We start from the raw sequence: 14408 nt of genomic DNA, 5'->3' as shown, positions 1-14408 counted from the left end.
ACCAACCGAAAACGCTTCACCGGACGGCAAAACATGCACATCCAGCCGATCCTTCGAAACGTCGATGCCAACAACGATTTCCATCCTATCCCATCCTTGCCTAATCGGGCTTCGCTTGCGGCCCAGGGAGAGCGCTGCCGCCAATTGACTCTTTTTCCAAACCGCGTAAAAGCCCGCTTCGAACGGGATTGCTCTTCGATGCGCGGCCTTCTGATGGCTCTTCTTGCCTTCGATGCCTCCAGCCACGATGCTCAGCATCGGGCCGGGCGCCTCGGCGCGCCTGCCCGTTCCAGCAAAACTACGGCCAAAACCACCACCAAAACGGTGTGATTCCCTTGGCCTAACCACCCTCTCCCGGGTTCGGCCCGGGGGACGGAACCCGCATGAGGCCGGCGGGTTTTCTCCAACAACCAAGCGGAGAGGGACAGGAGATCTTTATGAGTTTCAAGGTTGCGGTAGTCGGCGCCACGGGCAATGTGGGCCGCGAAATGCTCAACATTCTGGACGAGCGCGGCTTTCCGGTAAGCGAAGTCGTGGCGCTGGCCTCGCGGCGCAGCCAGGGCACCGAAGTGTCCTTCGGCGACCGCACGCTGAAGGTCAAGGCGCTCGACACCTACGACTTTTCCGACACCGACCTCTGCATCATGTCGGCCGGCGGCAACGTCTCCAAGGAATGGTCGCCGAAGATCGGCAAGCAGGGCTGCGTCGTCATCGATAATTCGTCTGCCTTCCGCTACGACCCGGAGGTGCCGCTGATCGTGCCGGAAGTGAACCCGGACGCGGTCGAGCAGTTCTCGCGCAAGAACATCATCGCCAATCCGAACTGCTCGACGGCGCAGCTGGTGGTGGCGATGAAGCCGCTGCATGACGCGGCGACCATCAAGCGCATCGTCGTGGCCACCTACCAGTCGGTGTCCGGCGCCGGCAAGGAAGGCATGGACGAGCTGTTCACGCAGACCCGGGCGGTCTTCGTCGCCGACCAGGTCGACGTCAAGAAGTTCACCAAGCGCATCGCCTTCAACGTCATTCCGCATATCGACGTCTTCCTCGACGACGGCTTCACCAAGGAAGAGTGGAAGATGGTGGCCGAGACCAAGAAGATGCTCGACCCCAAGATCAAGCTGACGGCGACCTGCGTGCGCGTGCCGGTGTTCATCGGCCATTCTGAAGCGGTCAACATCGAGTTCGAGAAGCCGATCACGGCGGACGAGGCGCGCGAGATCCTGCGCGAGGCGCCGGGCTGCCAGGTCTTGGACAAGCGCGAGAACGGTGGCTACATCACGCCGCTGGAATCGGCCGGCGAGGACGCCACCTTCATCTCGCGCATCCGCGAGGATTCGACCATCGACAACGGCCTGTCGATGTGGATCGTCTCCGACAATCTGCGCAAGGGCGCGGCGCTCAACGCCGTGCAGATCGCCGAGCTTTTGGTCGAGCGCGGACTGATCCAGCCGAAGAAGAAGGCGGCCTGACGGCTGGTTTGTTTTCGCTCACGGGCCGCACCGCCGCTGACGCGGCTGGCCCTGCGCGGGCGCGCCGGACGACCGGCGGCCCGCGGGCTCGGCCTGCGGCCGGTTGGTTTTCGCTCACGGGCTGCACCGTTGCCGGCGCGGGTCCTGTCAATCGCGGGAGACCGGGCGGCCCTGACCGGTTTCCCAAATGGCTTTGAAGCGCTCGGCGATCGATAAAAACAGGCGCGGGGGCAGCAGGCCGTAGTCGTAGCGATCGGCAGAACGCGGCACCGGGCGAAGGTCGAAGCCTGGCCATGCGAAGCGATTGCCTTCGTGAAGCATCACCCACGAGCGCTCACTGTCGAGACCCAAATGCTGTTTGACAGCAGGCGGTAGCTCGATCGCCAGCCATGGGTCCACCGGCGGCACGTGCGTAACTGGCACCACTGTGACGTTCAGTCCGTCTGCCCCGCGATCAACGGCGAGCACGATCACGCAAGGGCGATCCTTTCGCCCCTCATCCTGTCCGGTTTGGCGCTCATGATGCCAAAGATACGCGTAGGAGATAACGAGGCCGAGCTGCGGATCGGGTAGCGGCATGCCTACTTGGTGTCCATCAGGGCATTCAGGTGGTCATGCTCTGATGACATGCGGCCGCTGGCGATAGCCTCCACCTCCTCGCGCCGCAAATCCCTGGTCGCAAATGACTGCTGAGCCAGGTTCTTGTAGCGCTGGAGGTCTTCATACTCGACCGCCGAGACAAAATAGCCAGTTGGGCGTCCATGGCTCATCACCGCAACCGGTTCTCGCTGCACGATTTCTCGATAGCGGCCAAAATTGCGGGCGAATTCTGTGGCCGGAACTTCTCGCATGGCGTGCTCCTCCTAAATTGCGTAATTTGCGTATTTCTCATAATTTACGCAGTTTATGCGCTTCTGTCAAAACTCCGGGCGGGCACTATCCGTCGCTAGCTGCTGCAGCAATTCCATCGCCTCCTCCGCCCGATCCGCCGGGACGAACAGATGGTCGTGGTAAAAGGCCGAGACCGGATTGACGCCCATGCCGGCGGCGGCCAGCCGCGTGGTGATGGCGGCGAGGAAGCCGACGGCTTCCAGCGAGGAATGGATGTTCAGCGTGATCATCCGGCAGCGGAAGATGCCGTCGATGCCGGCCGCTCTCGCCTGGTCCTCCTTCACGATCAGCGTAAGGCCTTCCTGCTCGCGAAAGCTCATGACCGGATCGAGGCCTTCCGGCATGGCCGCGCCCGGCGCCAGCGTTGCGAAGACGTGGACATCGGGAAGCAGGTGCGGCGTCATCGACGCCAACAATTTTTGCAGATCGGTTTCGCCGGTCATCTTTCCTCCCTCGGGCGGCGCGCGGTCGCCAGTCTCGCGGGTCCACCCTCGTCATTAGACCGGCCGGATGAGCACCGGTAGTGCCAACCCGGGCGACACGGAAATGTCGCTGGCGGCCGAGCTTGCCTTGCCGGTGCATAGCACAATAGGGCATCGGGATCGCACCGGTCCGTCTGGGGGTTTTGATGATCGTCCGCCCGCGTCCGCGCTTCCTGCATCTGTTCTTCATCATGCGCGGCTCGGTAGTGCCGCGCATCCTGCCGCAGATCTTCGGCTTTGCCGCCTATGGCGCGCTTGTGCTGCTGGTCGTAAAAGCCCTCAAGCTCGACTTCGGCAATGCCGGTACGGCGCCCTTCGCCCTGCTCGGTGTGGCGCTGTCGATCTATCTCGGCTTCCGCAACAACGCCGCCTACGACCGCTGGTGGGAGGCGCGCAAGCTGTGGGGCCAGCTCGTCTTCGACATCCGCAACCTGGCGCGCGCCTCGACCGGCCTGATCGATGACCGGGCCGAGCTGCGCGGCCTGTTGATGGAGGCGATCGCGTTCTGCCATTTCCTGCGCGGGTCGCTCAGGCGGGTGGACGCCGCGCCGGACGCGCGCGGCTTCATCGGCGATGAAGTCGAAGCCGTGGCCAAGGCCGTCAATGCCCCCGACGCCATGCTGCGCCGCATGGGCGCGCGCGTTGCCGGGCTGCGCAAGTCCGGCGCCATCGATACGATCGGCTACCGCATCCTCGACGAGCGCCTGTCGGAGATCGCCGCGGCGCAGGCCGGCTGCGAGCGCATCGCCGGAACGCCGCTGCCCTTCGCCTACACGCTGCTCCTGCAGCGCACCGCCTACGTTTTCTGCCTGCTGCTGCCGTTCGGGCTGGCCGCGCCCGCCGGCTGGGCGACGCCGCTGTTCACAGCGCTGATCGCCTATACCTTCTTCGGCCTCGACGCGCTGTCGGAAGAGCTCGAGGATCCCTTCGGCACCCAGCCCAACGACCTTGCGCTCGATGGCCTTTGCCGCGTCTGCGAAATCTCGGTGTTCGAGGCGCTCGGCGAGCCGGCGCCGAAGATGATCCCGGCCGAACGGTTTTACTTCTCCTGACGCCCCCAGGAACCTTGCCGTCCGGTTTGCGAGCCGGATGGGGCGCTGCCCGCATTCCCCCTCGATACCGCGCCGCTTGACTCGGCCGGCGGCCTCTCGTATAGAACCAAAAGGTTATATAACCATCTGGTTCAATAAACATGACGACGGATAGCCTCAGCCGGACCCTCGCGGCGCTTGCCGACCCGACCCGACGCGCCATCCTGGCGCGGCTGGCGCTCGGCGAGGCCTCGGTTACGCAGCTGGCCGAGCCGTTTGCCATGAGCTTTCCGGCGGTGTCGAAGCACCTCAAGGTGCTCGAGCGCGCCGGCCTGGTCGCGCGCGGCCGCGACGCCCAGTTTCGGCCGCGCCGCCTGCAGCCGGAACCATTGCGCGAGATCGACGAATGGCTGGAGTCCTATCGCGCGCTGTGGGACGCCCGCTTCGACCGGCTGGAGACCTATCTGCAGGGTCTGCAGGCCGGTGAGCCCGGCGGAGGTCGAAATTGAAGCCGGCTAACCAGTTTGCGACCGACGCGCGGCAGCACAATCCAGAGAGGGAAACGTGACGGATCAGTGCATCGACACACCATCCGATGACCCGGTGATCATCATCACCCGGACCTTCGATGCGCCTCGCGCGCTGATGTTCAAGCTGTTCACCGATCCATACCATCTGGTGCGGTTCTGGGGACCGGAAGGCTCGACCTATCCGGTCTGCGAGATGGATGTGCGGCCGGGCGGGCAATTCCGCCTGACCATGCGCTTTGCCGACGGCAGCGAGTATCCGACCAACAGCGTCTATCTGGAAATCGCTCCGCCGGAGCGGATCGTCTATCGCGACGCGCCACTCGACCGCGGCCAGTGGCAGGATACCCTGCTGCCGCCCAACATGGTGACGACCATCCTGTTCGAGGATGCCGGCGGCAAGACGCGGATCGTCGCCAACATCCGCGCCAATTCGATCGCTGCCCGCGACATGGCGGTGAAGATGGGCTTCGGCCAGATGGTCATGGCGAGCTACGCGCGGCTGGAAGCCTATCTCAAGACACTCTGAGCGCGGGGGTGATCACGCGCGCCCGCGCGCCGTTTGCGAAAAAGATACCGGGACGTGTCGGACCGTCGACCTGTCCGGCGTCCTTGGTTCGAGCCCTGGCAAAGATGGCCAGCGCCCAGGATCCCAGGAGGGAACGTCAATGAGCATTACGCAAACCGCGCCCGTCTCGTCGGGCGCCCTGTGGACCGGCCGCGCGCTCAGCGCCATCATCGTGCTGTTCATGATCTTCGACGGCGTCATCAAGCTGCCGCCCATGGATATCGTCACCCAGACCATGACGCAGCTCGGCTGGCCAGCCGATCCCAATTCCGCGCGCCTGCTCGGCGTCATCGGGCTGGTCTCGACCGCGCTCTATGCGCTGCCGCGCACTTCGGTGCTCGGGGCCATCCTGCTCACCGCCTATATGGGTGGCGCCATCGCCACCCATGTGCGCATCGGCAGCCCACTGTTCTCGCACATACTGTTCGGCGTCTATCTCGGCATCATCCTGTGGGGCGGGCTGTTCCTGCGCGACCCGAGGGTGCGCGCCCTGCTTTCGTTCACCCGCTAAGCCATTGGAAGGATAGGCACAATGCTTACAGCCGTCGTCATCATCCTGGTCATAATCGCCGCCGTGCTCATCTATGCCGCGACCCGGCCGAACGATTTCGTCGTCAGCCGCTCGGCCAGCATCGCGGCGCCGTCGGAAGCGATCTTTCCACTGATCAACGACTTCAGGCGCTGGCCCGAATGGTCGCCTTACGAAAAACTCGACCCGGACATGAAGCGCACGCTGTCCGGCGCCGAAAGCGGCAAGGGCGCCGCCTATGCCTGGGAAGGCAACGGCAAGGCAGGCGTCGGGCGGATGGAGATCACCAGCTCGGTTCCGTCGTCGCTGGTGGCGCTGAAGCTCGATTTCGAGAAGCCGTTTCGGGCCAGCAACAGAGTCGACTTCACCCTGACGCCGTCCGGCGAAACCACGACGGTCACCTGGGCGATGCGCGGCGGCCGGCCGTTCGTCGCCAAGCTGATGGGCCTGTTCATGAATTTCGACACGCTGATCGGCAAGGATTTCGAGACCGGGCTCGGCAATCTGAAGCGCGTGACCGAACGGTGAAACGATAATAATTTCAATGATATCCAGGTGAGGTGAGGAGCCCTGCGCTGGCGCTGGCATCGGCAATCTTCGATGTCCTCGGGATCAAATTAGCCGTCCGAGAGTTAACGGGATGGCGGCGAGGACGGCGTGTGAGAGGAACGACAATGAAGAAAGCGATGATCATCCTGGCGTTGGCGACGGCACTCGGTGCCTGCTCGCAGACGGAAAAGGGTGCCGCAGTCGGCGGCCTGGGCGGCGCGGCCGTAGGTGCCGCCGTGGCAAATGACCCGGTGGAAGGCGCTGTGGTCGGTGGTGCTGTCGGCGCCGTCGCGGGCGCGCTGATCGGTCGTGCCAGCGAACCGGACCGCTGCCGCTACCGCGATCGCTACGGGCGCGTCTACATCGCCCGTTGCCCGCAAGGCTACTGATCCCTCCCGGGACGCCTGAAACAAGAACGGCGGGCAAAGCCCGCCGTTTTCGCTAACCGATTCGGGCCGGATTACTCGGCCGTGGCGGCTTCCGCTTCGGCCGGCGCGGCGGCGGCCGCGGCAACAGCGGCGGCGGCATCTTCCTGCGCCTTCTTCAGCAGGGCGGCGCGCTCCTGCGCCTTCTTGCCCGGCTCGGCCTTCTGCGGGTTCGAGCGGGCCGGACGCTTGGCAAGGCCGGCCTCGTCGAGGAAGCGCAGAACGCGGTCGGTCGGCTGGGCGCCGTGCGAGAGCCAGTGCTTGACGCGCTCGGCGTCAACCTTGACGCGCTCGCCGTCCTTCGGCAGCAGCGGGTTCCACGAGCCGAGCGACTCGATGAAACGGCCGTCGCGCGGCGAACGCGCGTCGGCGACGACGACGTGGTAGTAAGGACGCTTCTTCGAGCCCGCGCGGGCCAGTCTGATCTTCAGTGCCATTGTTTTCTCCTAAAAAGCTCTGATTTCGTTTGATGGTCTGGGTTGGGTTTCAACCGGTTTTCGTCACGCCGTTGGATGCGGCGATCTGTTCGTGATGACGGATCACTTCGCGGACGACGAAGTTGAGGAATTTTTCCGCGAAATCGGGATCGAGATGCGCATCCTTCGCCAGTTGGCGAAGGCGGGCGATCTGCTGCTGCTCGCGCGCCGGATCGGCCGGCGGCAGGCCATGCTCGGCCTTCAGCACGCCCACCGCCTTGGTGCAGCGGAAGCGCTCGGCCAGCATGTGGATGAGGGCCGCGTCGATATTGTCGATCGATGCGCGGTAGCCGGCCAGGATGTTGCGAGCGTCGGCCATGTCCTTGTCTTCGTTCATGGTGCCCTCACTTCTTCTTGCCATGGCCCGGCAGGCCGCCGCCACCGAGGCCCGGAAGGCCAGGCAGCTTCATGCCGCCTGGAAGACCAGGCAGGCCGCCGCCGGGAAGACCGCCGGGCAACCCGCCCGGCAAACCTTTGCCGAGACCGGCCGCCTGCGCCTGCTTCTGCAAGGCTTCGAGCTGCTTGGGGTCCATCTTGGAGAGGTCAGGCATGCCGCCGCCCATTAGGCCTCCGGGGCCGCCCGGCATCATGCCGCCAAGGCCCATTTTCGAGGCGAGGCCGCCCATCATGCCGCGCATCAGGCCACCGCCTTTGCCCTTGCCGCCCATCGCCTTCATCATGTCGGCCATGCCGCGATGCATCTTCAACAGCTTGTTGATCTCGGCCGCGTCGGTGCCGGAGCCGGCGGCGATGCGCTTCTTGCGCGAGTGCTTGAGGATGTCTGGATTGGCGCGCTCGGCCTTGGTCATCGAGGAGATGATGGCGAGCTGCCGGCCGAACATCCTGTCGTCGAGGCCGGCCGCGGCCATCTGGTCCTTCATCTTGCCCATGCCGGGCATCATGCCCATGATGCCGCCCATGCCGCCCATTTTCGACATCTGCTGAAGCTGCCGGGCTAGGTCGTTGAGGTCGAACTTGCCCGACTGCATCTTCCTGGCCATCGCCGCCGCCTGCTCGGCGTCGATGTTCTCGGCGGCCTTCTCGACCAGGCTGACGATGTCGCCCATGCCGAGGATGCGGTCGGCGATGCGCTTGGGGTGGAATTCCTCCAACCCGTCCATCTTTTCGCCGGTGCCGATCAGCTTGATCGGCTTTCCGGTAACGGCGCGCATCGAGAGCGCCGCGCCGCCGCGGCCGTCGCCGTCCATGCGGGTCAGCACCAGGCCGGTGATGCCGACGCGCTCGTCGAAGCTTTTCGCCAGGTTGACGGCGTCCTGACCGGTCAGCGAATCGGCGACCAGCAGGATCTCGTGCGGCGACGACACCTTCTTGATGTCGGCCATCTCGACCATCAGTGGCTCGTCGATATGGGTGCGGCCGGCGGTATCGAGGATGACGACGTCGTGGCCGCCGAGCTTGGCCGCCTGCACGGCGCGCCTGGCGATGTCGACCGGGCTCTGGCCGGCGATGATCGGGAGCGTGGCGACCTTGGTCTGCTCGCCGAGCTGGCGCAACTGCTCCTGCGCGGCAGGGCGCCGCGTGTCGAGCGAGGCCATCAGAACCTTCTTGTTCTGGCGCTCCGTCAGGCGCTTGGCGATCTTGGCCGAGGTCGTCGTCTTGCCGGAGCCCTGCAGGCCGACCATCATGACGACGACGGGCGCCGGCGCGTTGAGATCGACGGCGACGCCTTCGGCGCCCAGCATCTCGACCAACTCGTCATGGACGATTTTGACGACCATCTGGCCGGGCTTGATCGACTTCAGCACCGCGGCGCCAACGGCCTTCTCACGCACCCTGTCGGTGAAGGAACGCACCACTTCCAGCGCCACGTCGGCCTCGAGCAACGCGCGGCGCACCTCGCGCAACGCCGCCGAGACATCCGCTTCGGACAGCGCGCCGCGGCCCGTCAGGCCATTCAGGATGGAGCCAAGACGCTCCTGAAGGGATTCAAACATCTGCGGTCCTTGATCTCGGTGGGTTCGACCGAGAGGTAGTGCGTTCGCGCCGGGTCGCCAAGCAAAGCCCAAAGCCAAAAAGCACCCGGGGGCGCATTGCGCTGCCGGGTGTTGGCCTCCAGGATCTCTTTACAGCTTCTGCCTCAAAGAGGTTTCGGCGTCCTGGTCGGCTTCGCGAGGGAAACTCGTCGCGGAATTCGTGCTGCTCTAGACAGGAAATCGCCCGCTGAGTCAAGGCTGAGGCCGGTTCAACGGCCAAAACGTCGCGCGCGGCACGTTCTCAGGGCAGGCTTTCGCCGTCGAGGATGCGCGCATAGAGGTCGAGATAGCCCTTTGCTGTCCTCGACATGGGAAACCGGTCTGCGGCGGACTCGCGGCACCGTTGGGGTGAAAGCGCGGCGATATTGGCGAAAGCCTGCGCGAACTCGGCATCCGTGTCGAAAAGGCGCCCGGTGTCGGCGTCGACGATCTCAGGCAGGGCGCCGCGCGATGTCGTCAGCACCGGCGTTCCGCACAGCATCGCCTCGACAGGCGCCATGCCGAACGGCTCTTCCCAGGCGATCGGATTGAGGAAGGCTTTTGCCTCGCCCAGCAGGCGCAGCTTTTCGTCGCCGCCGACGATGCCGTGAAAGCGATAGCGGCCGCCAAGGCTCTTGAAGAAGACGCCCTGGCGCCGCACCTGGCTGCGCGTCAGCAGGCGCCAGCGCGAGCCGCCGGCAATGTCGAGCGCGAAATCGAATGCCTTGGCAAGGTCGACGGCGCGGTTGAGGTTCTTGCCGGCGCGGGCGATGCCGGCGAGGAACAGCAGGCGGTCGCTCTTTGTCGCCGCGAGCCGGTACTCGTCGACCGGAAAGCCGTTATGGACGAAGGTCTCGCGGCCATGGTTGCGGGCGTGGCTGGCGCTGACGAAGCTCCAGTTCGGGCGCAACCTCGGGGACTGGGGCGAAAAACCGTGCTCGGTGTTGAGGGTCGCAAAGGGCACCTCGATATACCGGCCGTTGAAATGGACGATGTCGGTATCCTGGGGGATGGCAGCGCGGCACTCGGCCCGCGACGCCGCCGGCCGCACCTCGCAAAGTGGATGGCTGGAGCCGGGCGCGGCGATCACGACCACCCTGTGCCCGAGCCGCGCCAGTTCCGTCGCCAGCCAGTCGACCTGGCGTTCCGTGCCACCATAGCCTTTGCAGGGGATCGCCCCTTCCACCACCAGCGTGACGCGCATCAGGCCGGCCTGACCCTTAGCGGCGAGCGCGGGTGCAGCAGAAGCACTGCCGTCAGCAGGCTGCTGACGATGCCGATCGCCGCGATGAGGACCGCATCGAACCCCGTCCAACCGGGACCCTCCAGCGGCCTGGCGTTGAACAGGGCGAAGGAATTGTAGCTTTCCTGATGCGAGATCAGCAGGAAGCCGGTCAGATTGTTGCCGAGATGGGCGCCGAAGGCCACGCCCAGATTGCCGGTGGCGTAGACCAGAAGCGTCAGCACCAGCGCGAAGCTGGCGATCGAGACCAGCACGCAGGCATTGATGGCGAGCGTCGAGCTCGCGCTCCAGTGCAGCGCGCTGAACAGCAGCAGCGGCAGCCCTGCCCAGATCAGTGGGTTGCTGAACCGGTTGGCGAGGCCGCGCAGGAGATAGCCGCGAAACAGCGCCTCCTCGGACGAGGTCTGCAGCAATGCGAGCAGCACAATCGGGACCAGGAAAAGCAGCCATGTCGACAGGCCGATGGCGCCGCGCGCGATCTCGGGCTGCAGCCAGTAGAGCAGGATTTCGGAGAGTAGCGAGGTGATCAGCACCGCGATCAGCCCCTTGAGGAAGCCCGGCCAGGAAACGCGGCGGCTGTCCCCGACCAGCGCCGCCAGCGGCTCGCGATGCACGAAGCGCATGGCAAACCAGAGGCCGATCCAGATGCCGGAGAAGGAGACCAGGGCGGTGAGGATGCCCTCGCGCGAAGCCAGGAAGTCCTGGACCGGGCCACCGGTTGCCGGGCCGGCGCCGGTCGAAACCCGCCAGACGACAAAGGCATAGGTGCCGCCGAGCAGCACCGCCAGGGTCGTCGCCATCCAGAACAGCACGACGATGGCGGTTCCAAACAGGAGCCGGAGCGGGGTTGTCCTGGCGTTCGGCGAGCGCCGGTAGCGCTCGAACGCGGCTTTGTCGATGATCACGCGGTTTCCCTCAGCCGAACGCAAGCGCCGAACGCGTCCGGGTCCGCCTGATCTATGGGATCGGCGCTTCGCGCGCAATCATCCTCGCCACGGCTTGGGCTCGTGGTTTCGCATCTGTGAAGAGGGGCAAGCGGCCGCCATCAGGCGGCCGCTTGTTGCGGCATTTGTCAGCGCATGACGTAGACGATGCGCCGCGTGCCGGGATCGACCAGCGCCGGCTGGTTGTTCACATAGACATAGCGGTAGTCGTAATCGGGGATTTCGCGCAGCTCGACGCTGTCGGGCAGGGTCGCGCCGGTCACCACCTCGCCGTCGAGATAGACCGGATCGAGCCGGTGCGTGCTGACATAGGTGCCGACTTCGGCCGGCGGCCGCGCGATCGGATCGAGTGGCTCGTCGCCCGACACGATGGCGCCGGTATAGCTGTCCGAGTAGAGTTCGTCGGTAGGCGCCTCGACGACGGCAATGCCGGCATCCGCCGGGCGCCGTGTCAGCACGACCGCGTTGCCGCCGAAATCGGCCGTCACATAGTCGGAATAGACCCAGCCCTGGCCGTTGGCCTCGGCGATGGTGCACCATTTGCTGTTGGCGATACAGCCCTGGAGCGTCGCCGACTGGCCGGCGGCCAGCACGCCGATGACCGGATATTGCGGGCCGGGACCGGCGCGCACATTAAGGTCTGTGACGGCCGAAACCGCGGTTTCGGCCAGGGCCGCACCCGACATGGCGACGAGCGCTCCAGCGATGGCGGGAAACAGTAAGGTTTTCATGGATTTCACTCCGTTTTCATGCTCCCTCGCGGACGAAAACGAAGCCGAGCCTTATGCGTTCCGGCTAAAATGCTTCTGCCGGCTCACGAATTGTTCCGTTTTCTTGCGGCAGGCCGGCCAGCAGTGCATGGACGAAGCCGAGCTTGTGCGCCGTCACGCCCGAGATGACGAAGGGGTAGAGGTCGGGCAGGCCCATGCAGCGGTTGATCGAGTTGGATGCTTCCGACAGCACCAGCCAGCGGTCAAGGATCCTTTCGAAAGGCTCGGGTTCGTGCCTTGGCTCCGCGGGCGCCGCCAGCAGCTCGCCGCCGGTGTCGCTGCGCGGCAGGGCGTCGGCATCGACCGTCTCCAGCCGGCCGAGCGGAAAGTTCAGCGCATGCACCATCTCCAGCGTGTCGGTGATGTGCAGATAGTGCGCGAAGGTCTCTGCCCAATCCTCCCATGGATGCGACGTTGCATAGGCCGAGATGTGAGCCTGCTGCCAGTCAGGCGCCGCGCCATTGGCATAGTAGGCCGTCAGCGCCTGTTCGTAGCCGGCGCGCTCGTCGCCGAACAGGGCGCGGAAAGCGGCAAGCCTTTGCGGGTCGTCACGGATCAGCCGGTCCCAATAATAATGGCCGAGCTCGTGGCGGAAATGGCCGAGCAGCGTGCGATAGTTCTCGCCCATCGCGACACGCCGTCGCTCGCGTTCGGCCGAATCCGCCTCGGCGACGTTGAGCGTGATCAGGCCATTGTCGTGGCCGGTGAGGATGCGCTCGCCGCCGGGGCCGCCGCCGATCGGATCGGCAAGGAAATCGAAGGCAAGGCCGGCCTCGTCGCCGGGGCCCTGCTTGGGCGCGACCGGCAGGCCGAAGGCGAGCAGCGAATAGATGGCGCGTTTCTTGGCAGCCTCGACGCGGATCCAGCGCCGGCGGTTGCCGTCGACGGACAGGTTCGGAATGAGCTGGTTCAACGAGCAGGCGCGGCAAAAGGCCTGGCCTGGCTCCGTCCGCCAGTTGCAGGCGCATTCGTCGGCATTGGTGCAGTGGTAGGCGCCATCAACGTCCGACAGCGTGAAACGCGACAGCTGCGGATCGTAAAGCACGAGGCTGGCGCAGTTCAGGCACTGGGCGTTCTCGAAATAGAGGCGGTGGCCGCAATGCGGGCAGTCGAACAGCTTCATCTTGCACTCAAACCCATCAGCGCCAGCATATAGGGCGGGATCGCGCCCCACCCAAACGCCCGGTCGCGACCAGGCGTTCCAGCGCTATTTGGCCGCAAGCACGGCCGCCACCTGCCGCGCCACGCTCTCGCCCGACAGCCGGGCGCCGCCGCAGGTCTGGATCAGCGGTCCCGCCAGATGCTCGCCGGCGAAGAAGATCTTGTCCGCCACCGGCTGCATCAGCGTGGCGCGCGCCTCCGACCGCCCGGGCCGCGCCGCGGCATAGGCGCCGCGCACGTAACGCTCGCCGCCCCAGTTGGTCATCATGGCGCGCCCGACATGCTTGCGGGTGTCGGCGCCGAAAATGTCGCACAGCCGGTCGACGACGAAGTCGATGCCCGCCGCCTCGCCGGCCGCCGACATCTCCCAGGCGAAGTCGCCGCCGACGAAGCCGACCATCAGATCGAGGTCGAAGGGAAAGCAGAGGAAATAGATGTCGTGCCTGGCCAGCCGCTCGATCAGCAGGTCGTCAAAGGGCTGCAGGCCAAGCCTGGTTGCGCTCACCTCGACCGGCAGTTTGGTCAGCATGCCCATCGGCAGATCGAAGAAGGCGGAAAAATGCGCGTCGGGAAGGGCCGGCGAGAAGGCGATCTCCTCGAAGGCGAGCACCGCCGGCGAGGCGGTGACGATGACCGCCCTGGCGCGAACGGTGCCGCGATCGGTGACGCAGGCGACATCCGGTCCGTTCCAGAAGATCCGGCGCACCGGGGTCGACAGCTCGACCGGCACATCGGCACCGAAACGGGCGACCAGCGCGCCGAACCCTTCCTTGCTGAAATAATTCGGGTCGAGGTCGGCGGCGGCCTGGAAATCGCGGATCGAGATCTCGTCCTCGTCGGCGCCGAAATCCATCGGACCGGCAAAGGTGGCTGCGGCGCGCGGCGCCTGGCCCCTGGCGAGCAGCGCCGAAAGCCGGTCGTCGTCGCCTTCCTCGACCTTATGCGTGGCGAGCAGCTCGAACAGCCGCGCGTCGGCGGCCTTCATCTCGGCCTCTTCCGCCTCGCTCGCCTTGCGCTGGCGGTAATAGAGATGGTCGACGTTCATATCGTGATGGTGCAGCGTCCAGCCGGCGGCCTGCGCCTCGGGAAAATAGGGATTGCGGTCCGCGGCATGCAGCCAGGCGCAGCCAATGTCGAAGGGGGCGCCGAAATGCCGGTCGCTGGTCCAGGCGCGGCCGCCGATGCGGTCCATCGCTTCCAATAGCTTGAAGGAGACGCCAGCGGCGCGCAGGGTTTTCGCGGCTGAGAGCCCGGCCGAGCCGGCGCCGATGATCACAACATCAACATCATCCATATGTATCGAGCCCCTCCGCCACAATAAATACTTGATCGTAGGCAAATTCCGCTTCATTCGCCAGCATCGAGCA

19 protein-coding genes are annotated in these 14408 nt (G+C 65.4%); 7 read left to right on the top strand and 12 right to left on the bottom strand.

All coding sequences use genetic code 11. The annotated features are described in order from the left end of the window. A partial coding sequence (locus tag PU724_RS18485) for a hypothetical protein (RefSeq protein ID WP_426213455.1) occupies positions 1 to 258 on the bottom strand: 258 nt, incomplete at its 3' end. A gap of 179 nt (positions 259 to 437) precedes the next feature. Between PU724_RS18485 and PU724_RS18480 the strand changes: the two genes are divergently transcribed. Further along, complete coding sequence (locus PU724_RS18480) at positions 438 to 1472, top strand: aspartate-semialdehyde dehydrogenase (protein WP_127283946.1); 1035 nt, start codon at positions 438 to 440, stop codon at positions 1470 to 1472. A 147-nt stretch (positions 1473 to 1619) separates the two neighbouring features. Here the strand turns inward: PU724_RS18480 and PU724_RS18475 are convergent, their stop codons facing one another. The 3 genes from PU724_RS18475 to PU724_RS18465 form a co-directional block, all read right to left on the bottom strand. Further along, positions 1620 to 2051: a growth inhibitor PemK gene (locus PU724_RS18475; protein ID WP_354423323.1), complete on the bottom strand. Its 432-nt coding sequence runs from the start codon at positions 2049 to 2051 to the stop codon at positions 1620 to 1622. A gap of 2 nt (positions 2052 to 2053) precedes the next feature. Then, a complete protein-coding gene (locus tag PU724_RS18470; RefSeq protein WP_126086816.1) occupies positions 2054 to 2323 on the bottom strand; it encodes a type II toxin-antitoxin system Phd/YefM family antitoxin in 270 nt (89 codons plus the stop codon). Between the two features lie 66 nt (positions 2324 to 2389). Then, positions 2390 to 2806: an ACT domain-containing protein gene (locus tag PU724_RS18465; protein WP_354423321.1), complete on the bottom strand. Its 417-nt coding sequence runs from the start codon at positions 2804 to 2806 to the stop codon at positions 2390 to 2392. Positions 2807 to 2991: 185 nt separating this feature from the next. Here PU724_RS18465 and PU724_RS18460 point away from each other — a divergent pair, with 185 nt between their 5' ends. The 6 genes from PU724_RS18460 (at position 2992) to PU724_RS18435 (ending at position 6438) form a co-directional block, all read left to right on the top strand. Continuing rightward, positions 2992 to 3897: a bestrophin family protein gene (locus PU724_RS18460; RefSeq protein WP_127391864.1), complete on the top strand. Its 906-nt coding sequence runs from the start codon at positions 2992 to 2994 to the stop codon at positions 3895 to 3897. 140 nt (positions 3898 to 4037) lie between these two features. Continuing rightward, a complete protein-coding gene (locus PU724_RS18455) occupies positions 4038 to 4385 on the top strand; it encodes an ArsR/SmtB family transcription factor (RefSeq protein WP_354423319.1) in 348 nt (115 codons plus the stop codon). A gap of 55 nt (positions 4386 to 4440) precedes the next feature. Further along, positions 4441 to 4932, top strand: a complete 492-nt coding sequence (locus PU724_RS18450) for an SRPBCC domain-containing protein (protein WP_354423317.1) — start codon at positions 4441 to 4443, stop codon at positions 4930 to 4932. 139 nt (positions 4933 to 5071) lie between these two features. Continuing rightward, positions 5072 to 5482 (top strand): DoxX family protein, encoded by a 411-nt coding sequence (locus tag PU724_RS18445; RefSeq protein WP_135858999.1) that lies wholly within the window; start codon positions 5072 to 5074, stop codon positions 5480 to 5482. 21 nt (positions 5483 to 5503) lie between these two features. Continuing rightward, on the top strand, positions 5504 to 6028 hold the full coding sequence (locus PU724_RS18440; RefSeq protein WP_127283952.1) for an SRPBCC family protein: 525 nt from the start codon (positions 5504 to 5506) through the stop codon (positions 6026 to 6028). A 146-nt stretch (positions 6029 to 6174) separates the two neighbouring features. After that, complete coding sequence (locus PU724_RS18435) at positions 6175 to 6438, top strand: glycine zipper domain-containing protein (RefSeq protein WP_126086823.1); 264 nt, start codon at positions 6175 to 6177, stop codon at positions 6436 to 6438. Positions 6439 to 6509: 71 nt separating this feature from the next. Here the strand turns inward: PU724_RS18435 and rpsP are convergent, their stop codons facing one another. The 8 genes from rpsP to PU724_RS18395 all read right to left on the bottom strand — a co-directional run bounded on the left by rpsP (position 6510) and on the right by PU724_RS18395 (position 14335). After that, on the bottom strand, positions 6510 to 6911 hold the full coding sequence (gene rpsP / locus PU724_RS18430) for a 30S ribosomal protein S16 (protein WP_127283954.1): 402 nt from the start codon (positions 6909 to 6911) through the stop codon (positions 6510 to 6512). 49 nt (positions 6912 to 6960) lie between these two features. Then, entirely contained in the window at positions 6961 to 7287 is a 327-nt protein-coding gene (locus PU724_RS18425) for a chorismate mutase (RefSeq protein WP_127283955.1), read from the bottom strand. A gap of 7 nt (positions 7288 to 7294) precedes the next feature. Continuing rightward, the gene (ffh, locus tag PU724_RS18420) at positions 7295 to 8905 is read right to left on the bottom strand and encodes a signal recognition particle protein (RefSeq protein ID WP_354423314.1); all 1611 of its coding nucleotides are present in this window, start codon (positions 8903 to 8905) and stop codon (positions 7295 to 7297) included. A gap of 280 nt (positions 8906 to 9185) precedes the next feature. After that, on the bottom strand, positions 9186 to 10127 hold the full coding sequence (locus PU724_RS18415; RefSeq protein WP_320321065.1) for a glycosyltransferase: 942 nt from the start codon (positions 10125 to 10127) through the stop codon (positions 9186 to 9188). Next, positions 10127 to 11071, bottom strand: coding sequence for a CPBP family intramembrane glutamic endopeptidase (locus PU724_RS18410; protein WP_354423312.1), 945 nt, complete (start codon positions 11069 to 11071; stop codon positions 10127 to 10129). The genes PU724_RS18415 and PU724_RS18410 overlap by 1 nt, the downstream gene beginning before the upstream one ends. Positions 11072 to 11238: 167 nt before the next feature. Then, positions 11239 to 11841, bottom strand: coding sequence for a DUF1236 domain-containing protein (locus PU724_RS18405; protein WP_127283959.1), 603 nt, complete (start codon positions 11839 to 11841; stop codon positions 11239 to 11241). A 64-nt stretch (positions 11842 to 11905) separates the two neighbouring features. Further along, a complete protein-coding gene (locus PU724_RS18400; RefSeq protein ID WP_127308922.1) occupies positions 11906 to 13003 on the bottom strand; it encodes a zinc-binding metallopeptidase family protein in 1098 nt (365 codons plus the stop codon). A gap of 84 nt (positions 13004 to 13087) precedes the next feature. Further along, positions 13088 to 14335, bottom strand: a complete 1248-nt coding sequence (locus PU724_RS18395; RefSeq protein ID WP_354423309.1) for a flavin monoamine oxidase family protein — start codon at positions 14333 to 14335, stop codon at positions 13088 to 13090. Positions 14336 to 14408 lie beyond the last annotated feature (73 nt).

The organism is Mesorhizobium abyssinicae (assembly GCF_049887195.1).
Classification (GTDB): Bacteria; Pseudomonadota; Alphaproteobacteria; order Rhizobiales; family Rhizobiaceae; genus Mesorhizobium; species Mesorhizobium abyssinicae.
The sequence above is the reverse complement of the archived record's forward strand: the minus strand, read 5'-3'. Positions and strand labels throughout refer to the sequence as shown.